We start from the raw sequence: 7,394 nt of genomic DNA on the forward strand, positions 1-7,394 counted from the left end.
TTGGATTAAAAAAATCTAGTTAATCGAAAAAAGATCTTTAAACAAATTAAAAAATTCAATTATTTTCTACAGAATACTTTAAGTTAGTTAAAAGCCCTGTTGAGCCAATATTTTTTGTTGCAATTGCAATACGTGATTGATACCATCCACCAAATTGCTGCAAGATATAAAAGAGGATAATCATGGCTAATAAATTTGCAAATGTGTATCAATTTAAAATTACGCTCAAAGGAATTACCCCAAAAATTTGGAGACGGATTCAAGTACCTGAAAACTATACTTTCTGGGACCTTCACATTGCCATTCAAAATGCTATGGGATGGTCAAATTATCACATGTATGAATTTTCAGTTCTCAACCAGCATGGAGAGGAGTGCAGAATTGGCATTGATGACGAGATGTGGGAAGACGATGAAGTCACATCTTGCCATGACGAAGTCATAGCTGATTATTTTTCTCCTCAAAATAAACGGGCTCTTTACACATACGATTTTGGTGATAACTGGCAGCATGAGATTCTCTTTGAAAAAGTTCTACCAGTACAGCCTGAAACGCAGTATCCAATCTGTATAGCGGGAAAACGCGCTTGCCCTCCTGAAGATTGCGGAGGGATATGGGGATATGAGGAGCTTTTGGAAATCATCCAAGATCCCTACCATGATGATCATGCTTCGATGTTAGAATGGGTCGGAGGAAAGTTCGATCCAGAAGAGTTCGATTGCAAAAAAGTTCACTTCAATAACTCCAGTGCAGAAGAGCCGGCATTGATTGCTTAAACAAAATGGGTGAAAGCCTTAACAAAATACCAACATATGCTGTGTTAACAGCTAGAGAAACGCTTGTAGCTGAGCTGCAAACTGTAGCTTCTGGAGTTTCCCTTTACAAGTTGATGCAAACTGCTGGCATGGCTGTCTACAAAGAAATTACCGAACGTTTTGTGCCTTGCCCCACAGTTGTCTTGTGCGGACCTGGAAACAATGGAGGAGATGGCTACGTAGTTGCTACTCTTCTCGAGCAAGCGGGCTGGCCCGTCAAAGTTGCAACGCAATCTTTTACAACCAAAATGTCAGATTTTGCTACAAAACACAGAAACAATTACCAAGGTAAAGTCGTTAAATTAGATGCTCAGGCAATGGAAGGTTGTAAGCTTGTCATTGACGGCCTTTTTGGAACCGGACTTGAACGTGCGTTGATTGGTGACTACGCAAGCATGGTTGAAGCAGTCAATGCATCCGGCATCGATTGTCTTGCAATCGACATACCTTCGGGAGTTCATACCGATACGGGAGCCGTTATGGGGGTGGCTATCAAGGCCCACACAACTGTAACCTTCTCATATCGCAAACCAGGACAACTGCTACTGCCAGGCCGTATCTATACGGGCAACCTGATTTGCCGGTCAATTGATCTTACAGATGTACCATCCGAACAGATTCATCTAATGGTGAACCGGCCACAATTATGGGACAAGTTTCTTCCCAAGCCCAATCTCACTGATCACAAGTATAGCCGCGGTCACCTATTAATCCGCGGTGGAGAAGAGATGACCGGTGCAGGCAGACTAGCAGCCGCGGCAGCTCGCCGGATTGGCGCCGGTATGGTCACCATAGCTTGTGCTCCCTCTGTCCGACAAATCTACGCTCTTTCTGCCCCAGGTTTGATTACGACAGAATTGAATGAAGCCCATAGCTTCAAGTCGCGCCTCTTGGAAAAATCAAAATCAGCCGTTCTCCTAGGTCCAGGCAATGGCATCACAAAAGAAACACGCCAAGCCGTTTTGGACACACTTGATGCAAAAACTCCCTGTGTTCTTGATGCAGATGCTCTGACGGTCTTTCAAGATGATCCGGAAACTTTATTCAATCGAATTATGGGCCCATGTATCCTCACCCCACATGCAGGTGAGTTTAAAAGACTCTTCGAGACCACCGGAGATAAAATCACCCAGACAAGAAAAGCGGTTCAACAGTCAGGTACAGTCGTCCTTTTTAAGGGACCGGATACGACCATTGCCTGCCCTGACGGCCTAGCCATTATTCAAGACAATGCTCCTGCAACCCTTGCAACGGCAGGCACAGGAGATGTCCTGGCAGGATTTATTGCAGGGCTGATGGCACAAGGCATTTCTCCATTTAATGCAGCATGCATGGCCACGTGGATCCACGGTGAGGCAGCAAACACCTTTGGGCTGGGTGTAATCACCGAAGATCTTATTGAGGCAGTGCCTGCTGTTCTTAATCGTTTATGCTAATACGCTCAAGGCATCTGGAAAAGTTTTTTCCGACATGTTCATCGACGGTGCCCTTAACTCAGGCTACTTTTTACTGGAGATATCGTTCAAACAAATGGCTGAAACTTTCGGTCGTATAAGCGTACGTATAGTTTGATCGATATCCTTATCACAAGATACAAATGTTTCAATCGCTCTTTGGGCAGGTGTTTTTCCTGAATCTATAATTTCTTTCAAGGGGTCGAGATATATTCGGTCATCTTGACCATGTATTCTTTGATATTTTAACCCTTGTTCGGCTAAATCAATGACTTCTTTACCTAAATCAAGAAGAGAAGTTCCTTGCAATCGGGCGTTAAGTCCCGAACGCGCAACCTCTTCCAGGAACTCCCTAACCTCTTCATAACTCCAGTCTTTAACTCTTTCGTAAACCGCCTGCAAGTTGCAAGAGTCGTATAAAATTCCTCTCCAAAAGGCTGCCAGTCCCAACGCCTGACTTGGATCACCTCCATCAACACCTCGCATTTCAAGAAATTGTTTGAGGCGAATTTCTGGAAACAGGGTTGTTAAATGGTCTTGCCAATCTTGTAGAGTGGGTTGTTTTCCTTCATGGCCTGGGAGCTTACCGTCTAAATATAGTTGAAAGGGGTGCCCTGAAACATCGAGATAATCATCTCCCTGTTTTATAAAATACATGGGCACACCCAAGGCATAATCAACATAAGACTCAAAACTCATATTCTCTTTAAATGCAAAAGACAGCAAACCACAGCGGTCTGGATCTGTATGTTTCCAAATATGACTACGATAGCTTTGAAAACCGTTGACCTTTCCTTCTTTAAAGGGAGAGTTGGACAAAAGCCCCGTTAACATTGGCTGTAGTGCCAGAGCTACTCGCAATTTCTTTGCCATATCTGCTTCACTGGAATAATCAAGTGCGACTTGAATTGCAGCTGTCGCTTGCATCATGTTGTGGCCCAAGTTTCCTTTTTTGAGCATATACGAACGCATAATAGAGTAGCGTTGCTTGGGCATCCAGGGAATATCTTGCAGGCGCGACTTGGGATCATACCCCATGGCCAGAAAATCCAACTTCAGTTGTGTGCCTACTTCTTGAGTTTCTCGTTCAAACTGTAAAAGCTCTTTTTCCAGTTGATGCACATTGGTGTGTTTACTTGAAGAAAGTTCTATTTGTCCTCCTGGTTCTAGAGTGACGGTACTGCCCTTACGATACAAAGCAATGAGATAACTTTGTTCAAAAACGGGCAGCCAGCCATACCTTGTAAGTCCCTTCAGGAGGGTTTCAATACCTTGATGTCCTTTGAAAGTGGCACGCTTTAAGTGATCACTTTGATAGACAAACTTTTCAAACTCTAGACCAACACGCCACTGCGCTTGCAGCTTACAACCTTTTTGGAAGTAATCAATCAACTGTGCTTTGGTCGTGATCAAATCGGCGTGATTCATATGGGATTTAAATTCTCGAAGTTTCTGCCAGTGTATCATGCGATACACCTTATAGAAACGTATATGGCAAACCAAAAATAATGGGGGTTGCTTTTGTGATCCAATAAGGAGATCAACACCGTGGCTGACGTCACTCTACCTCATCCCTACCTTCTGCACCATCATTTTATACAAGAACCCCCATCTTCGGAGCTTGTGGACCATTGATGGGCCTACAGGATGGTGTGTGACGCCGCAAAAAGGGTCCTCCCTGTCCTTTTTGAAAGTGGTGGGTTGCAGCGCGCTTATTTGCCTCGGGGTGGGGATGCCCCGAGCCTTTTTTTTAAACCTAAGCGACGCAAAATGGAAAGGACCTTACCATGCGAGCAACAAACTCAATCAACCGCGTAATCCTTGTTGGCTATATCGGTGATCATCCCTACACTTTAGGGGATATACTGAAGTGAAATCAAAACCTCTGTTTCCTGATACGCTCGAAGTGCTCATTTACCCAAGTAAACTGCGCGCTTCTCGCTATCATTAAACTAGAGGTTTTGATTTCACGAGAGTATAAAACAACCCATGCCCAAACCATTCTCAGTGTAGTCACTCGAGATTTTTCCGAAGAGCCCATCGGAAACACGTACATCCTAAGCCGGTGGCACACGGTTGTTGTCAAGGATTTTATGGCCAGAGAGTATATTGATCTGCATCTCAAAAAAAGGGATGGCGTTTTTATCGAGGTTCAACTGGAGTATGTTCATCATGGAATTGCCGAAATTGTCATTTCCCCCTCTTGTGGTCATATCCGGCGTTTAGGTGAAGCCCCTATTCAAGAATTAGGCAAGAGGTTTGTTGAATAATCACGAACTGGAGTAATAAACTTGCATCTTGAGCAAATTTGAGTTACAAATTAAAGACCATTAATCAAGTTAGTTTTCAGATAGGTAGCAAAAATGGCTGTCCCAAAGCAAAAAACATCGAAATCGAAGCGCAATATGCGCCGTGCACATGATGCCTTACGCCCCATCAGCGTGGGTGAATGTCCGCAATGTGGCGAATCTAAATTGCCACACCATCTTTGTCAAGCTTGTGGCTACTATAAGGGCCAACAAGTTACCAAGGGTCGCGCATAGGCTCCCACCCCCCAATTGAATGGAGAAAGTAATGAGTATCACAATTGCTGTGGATACAATGGGGGGAGATGGCGCTCCAGGAATGGTGTTAGCGGGCGTTGCCCTGGCACAGAAGAAATTTCCTGATGTGCACTTTTTATTGTTTGGCGACCGAGAAAAACTCAAGCCTCTCATCCAAAAACATGAGCTCACTCCAGAGAACCTCACACTTTGCCACGCCGATCAGGTCATCACCAATGATATGAAGCCCAGTTCAGCTCTGCGCAATGCACGCTCGTCCAGTATGCGCTTGGCCATTGAAGCCGTCTCTAAAGGCAAGGCAAGTGCTGTTGTTTCTGCTGGGAACACCGGTGCCTATATGGCCCTTTCTAAAATTATCCTTAAAACTCTCAATGGAATTGATCGCCCTGCAATTGCAAAACCGATGCCCACTTTGAAAGGACAAACTTTGTTGCTGGACTTAGGTGCCAACATCGAGTGCTCGCCTGAAAATCTGGCCCAATTTGCCTTAATGGGAGAAGTCTTTGCTCGTTACGTCTTCAAGCAGAAATCTCCCTCCATTGGGCTGTTAAACGTAGGGTCTGAAGATCTAAAGGGAAATGCCACTATCCAAACAACCCACCGCTTTTTGCAACAATCAAGTTGGATAGAAAACTTCTATGGCTTTGTTGAAGGTAATGACATTTTAAAAGGTACTGTAGATGTTGTTATCACAGATGGCTTCACCGGAAATGTGGCGCTTAAAACCGCCGAAGGTGCTTTCAAATTGATACAATCCCGGCTTAGAAAAAGTTTTCAAAGCTCAGTGATCAATAAGCTTGGGTACTGGTTTGCTCGCCCTGCCCTAACTCAATTTCAAATTAGTATGGACCCCCGTAGGCTTAATGGTGCTCCCTTTTTGGGGCTTAATGGTATCTCGGTTAAAAGTCACGGCGGCACCGATGCAATTGGATTTTCTAGTGCCCTTGCAGTAGCCATTGATATGGTCGTCCAAAATATCAATAACCATATTCGGGAGGGCTTATCCAACTCGGAGGTCATCGAAGATTCCCAGACTAAAGATTCTAAGACCCCTCCCACACCACCACCCCTTACGCTTGCACGGCGTATTGTACCCCCAAATTCACAACCCGCTCATGGGGCTACCTAATGAATAAGTGCTCTTCTGTTATCGTGGGCTTTGGTCATTACTTGCCCGAACGTGTTGTTCCCAACCAGGAATTTGAAGAGTTTTTAGACACAAATCACCAGTGGATTGTCGAACGCACAGGGATCCATAAGCGGCATTTTGCAGCTCCCGGTGAATTGACGTCCGACCTAGCCACAAAGGCAGCACGCTCTGCCCTGATGCAAGCTAATCTACAAGCTGATGATATTGATTTGATTGTAGTGGCCACCTGCACCCCTGATGAAACCCTTCCGCCAACGGCGACCAAAGTGCAAGCAAACCTAGGTAATACCAGTGGATTCGCCTTTGATGTTAACGGAGTCTGTTCTGGATTCTTAACCGCTCTTGCAACCGCAAACAATTTCTTGTGTCAGAACCAGGCGCAAACAGCACTTGTTATCGGCGCTGAAACATTTTCGCGTATTCTTGACATGACAGACCGTAGCACTTGCATCCTTTTTGGTGATGGTGCTGGTGCAATTGTTTTACAGGCTGTGCCTGAAACTTCTCGTGGTGTCTTGAAAGTTACACTTCAATCCGATGGATCATACCACGACATTCTTTATACCGATGGTGGTCCTTCATCAACCGGAACATCTGGAAAAATTCGCATGGTGGGACGCGAAGTCTATAGGCATGCTGTCGGTAAGCAAACCGAATCTGCCCTTAAAATCTTAAAAGACCTTAACCTTACTACAAAAGACATTGACTGGCTTGTGCCGCATCAAGCCAACATTCGCATCATTCAATCTGTGGGGCAACGCCTTGGGCTACCAGAGCACAAAATCGTTACAACTGTTGGACAACAGGCCAACACCTCAGCGGCCACCATTCCCCTTGCACTTTCTCAAGCAGCAAATGAAAATTGCTTTAAAGAAGGCGATTTGATCCTGCATGCGGCAGCGGGCGCAGGCCTGATGTGGGGATCTGCGTTGGTTCGGTGGTAAGCGAAAGAGAGATTTGATATGGCGTATGTTGTAACAGAGTCGTGCATTAGGTGTAAATTCACCGACTGCGTCGAAGTTTGTCCCGTTGATTGTTTCTATGAAGGGGAAAATATGCTGGTCATCAATCCAGACGAATGTATAGATTGTGGCGTTTGTGAACCGGAATGCCCGGCCGAAGCTATTCTCTCAGGCGCAGATCATCGCGGCGAAAAATGGCTTGAACTCAATGCTGAGTATTCAAAGAAATGGCCCAGGATAACTTATTCAAAACTCCCACCCAAGAATGCTAACAGTTGGGTGAACGTTGAAAATAAATTTATGGACCACTTTAGTGAAAAACCCGGCACAGGCGATGAGCACGATTCTTAACCCAAGTTCAGAGAAAAGTGCTTCGAAAACCTCAAAAATCGCCTAATTTCAAAAAAAATTTATTGAAAATAAAGGGCTGCGAGGCGTTGGAGGTCCAA

The 7,394-nt window shown here is 44.9% G+C and carries 8 protein-coding genes; 7 read left to right on the top strand and 1 reads right to left on the bottom strand.

What is annotated here, in order from left to right; genetic code table 11:
• Positions 1-182 precede the first annotated feature (182 nt).
• Together ABFQ95_06685 and ABFQ95_06690 are read left to right on the top strand one after the other, a co-directional pair.
• On the top strand, positions 183-776 hold the full coding sequence (locus ABFQ95_06685) for a plasmid pRiA4b ORF-3 family protein (protein ID MEN8237208.1): 594 nt from the start codon (positions 183-185) through the stop codon (positions 774-776).
• Between the two features lie 5 nt (positions 777-781).
• On the top strand, positions 782-2,251 hold the full coding sequence (locus tag ABFQ95_06690; protein ID MEN8237209.1) for an NAD(P)H-hydrate dehydratase: 1,470 nt from the start codon (positions 782-784) through the stop codon (positions 2,249-2,251).
• 63 nt (positions 2,252-2,314) lie between these two features.
• Here the strand turns inward: ABFQ95_06690 and ABFQ95_06695 are convergent, their stop codons facing one another.
• On the bottom strand, positions 2,315-3,736 hold the full coding sequence (locus ABFQ95_06695) for a glutamate--cysteine ligase (GenBank protein MEN8237210.1): 1,422 nt from the start codon (positions 3,734-3,736) through the stop codon (positions 2,315-2,317).
• Between the two features lie 494 nt (positions 3,737-4,230).
• Between ABFQ95_06695 and ABFQ95_06700 the strand changes: the two genes are divergently transcribed.
• From ABFQ95_06700 to fdxA, 5 genes are all read left to right on the top strand, one after another.
• Entirely contained in the window at positions 4,231-4,539 is a 309-nt protein-coding gene (locus ABFQ95_06700) for a hypothetical protein (GenBank protein MEN8237211.1), read from the top strand.
• 93 nt (positions 4,540-4,632) lie between these two features.
• Entirely contained in the window at positions 4,633-4,812 is a 180-nt protein-coding gene (rpmF, locus tag ABFQ95_06705) for a 50S ribosomal protein L32 (GenBank protein ID MEN8237212.1), read from the top strand.
• Positions 4,813-4,843: 31 nt separating this feature from the next.
• Positions 4,844-5,962 carry a phosphate acyltransferase PlsX gene (gene plsX, locus ABFQ95_06710; protein ID MEN8237213.1) on the top strand — a complete coding sequence of 373 codons (1,119 nt, stop codon included), beginning with the start codon at positions 4,844-4,846 and terminating at the stop codon, positions 5,960-5,962.
• Positions 5,962-6,927 carry a beta-ketoacyl-ACP synthase III gene (locus tag ABFQ95_06715; protein ID MEN8237214.1) on the top strand — a complete coding sequence of 322 codons (966 nt, stop codon included), beginning with the start codon at positions 5,962-5,964 and terminating at the stop codon, positions 6,925-6,927. Before plsX ends, ABFQ95_06715 begins: the two co-directional genes overlap by 1 nt.
• An 18-nt stretch (positions 6,928-6,945) precedes the next feature.
• Entirely contained in the window at positions 6,946-7,296 is a 351-nt protein-coding gene (fdxA, locus tag ABFQ95_06720; protein MEN8237215.1) for a ferredoxin FdxA, read from the top strand.
• Positions 7,297-7,394: the final 98 nt, after the last annotated feature.

This window comes from Pseudomonadota bacterium (assembly GCA_039714795.1).
In the GTDB taxonomy this organism is placed as follows: domain Bacteria; phylum Pseudomonadota; class Alphaproteobacteria; order JAGOMX01; family JAGOMX01; genus JBDLIP01.

Excerpts from the sequence above, each read along its gene's own strand:
- ABFQ95_06685 (MEN8237208.1), top strand. The coding sequence starts at position 183 with ATGGCTAATAAATTTGCAAATGTGTATCAATTTAAAATTACGCTCAAA.
- ABFQ95_06690 (MEN8237209.1), top strand. The coding sequence starts at position 782 with ATGGGTGAAAGCCTTAACAAAATACCAACATATGCTGTGTTAACAGCT.
- ABFQ95_06695 (MEN8237210.1), bottom strand. The coding sequence starts at position 3,736 with ATGATACACTGGCAGAAACTTCGAGAATTTAAATCCCATATGAATCAC.
- rpmF (MEN8237212.1), top strand. The coding sequence starts at position 4,633 with ATGGCTGTCCCAAAGCAAAAAACATCGAAATCGAAGCGCAATATGCGC.
- plsX (MEN8237213.1), top strand. The coding sequence starts at position 4,844 with ATGAGTATCACAATTGCTGTGGATACAATGGGGGGAGATGGCGCTCCA.
- ABFQ95_06715 (MEN8237214.1), top strand. The coding sequence starts at position 5,962 with ATGAATAAGTGCTCTTCTGTTATCGTGGGCTTTGGTCATTACTTGCCC.
- fdxA (MEN8237215.1), top strand. The coding sequence starts at position 6,946 with ATGGCGTATGTTGTAACAGAGTCGTGCATTAGGTGTAAATTCACCGAC.